This window comes from Oleiphilus sp. HI0061 (genome assembly GCF_001635675.1).
This window is the reverse complement of record NZ_LWFE01001769.1, coordinates 1-818: the sequence shown is the minus strand read 5'-3', so window position 1 is coordinate 818 and position 818 is coordinate 1. Positions and strand designations below refer to the sequence as shown.

Annotated in this window: 1 protein-coding gene; it reads left to right on the top strand. The window is 46.3% G+C overall.

Going from position 1 to position 818, the window contains the following annotated elements; translation table 11 throughout:
* Positions 1–36: 36 nt before the first annotated feature.
* Positions 37–818, top strand: a 782-nt coding sequence (locus A3735_RS26995) for a 3-deoxy-D-manno-octulosonic acid transferase (protein WP_197486081.1), incomplete at its 3' end; no start/stop codon positions are given.

Sequence of the window (818 nt, the reverse complement as noted above, 5' to 3'; positions counted from 1 at the left end):
GCGCCAAAGCTGAATAGAAGTATTTGGGTGCATGCTGTGTCCGTAGGCGAAGTGCTAGCAGCGGAGCCAATTATTCGAGAGATTCAAAGGCGTTTTCCAAACCGAGATATCGTTATCACTAGTATGACGCCAACCAGCTCCGAGCAAATTAGAAAGCGCTTTGGCAGTGATGTGTTTCATGTCTATGCACCTTACGATATTCCCTTTATGGTGAAGGCGTTTTTGCGCCGGGTAAAACCTGAATGTCTGATCATTATGGAAACCGAACTCTGGCCAAATATGATTCACCAGGTGATGCGAAGAAACTGCCCGGTTGTCATCGCTAATGCGCGTTTGTCAGAGCGCTCAGCAAAAGGCTACCGACGCTTGAAACCCGCTATTGGTTGGATGTTGAATGATCTGTCACTCGTGCTATGCCAGTACGAAAATGATGCTTCACGATTTGAATCACTAGATATCGCAAAGGAAAAGATTTTTGTAACGGGTAGCGTAAAGTTTGATACGAACGTGGAAGATAGTCATGTTAAAAAAGCCGCTCACCTGAGCGCAAATTTACCCGCTAAGCCTAAGATTTGGGTCGCGGCGAGTACGCATGAAGGCGAAGACGAGCTGGTTTTAAAAGTGCATGAACGTTTGAGGCAGCGCTTTCCCGATGCCTTGCTGGTATTAGTGCCTAGGCACCCTGAGCGCTTCGAAAGTGCTTTTCAGCAATCAAATAAGCAAGGCTTTAACACCGCACGAAGAAGCGAATTTGAAAAAATTCCCAGCGATGCAGAAGTATTTGTGGTGGATACCATGGGGGAGTTGATGGATTTTTA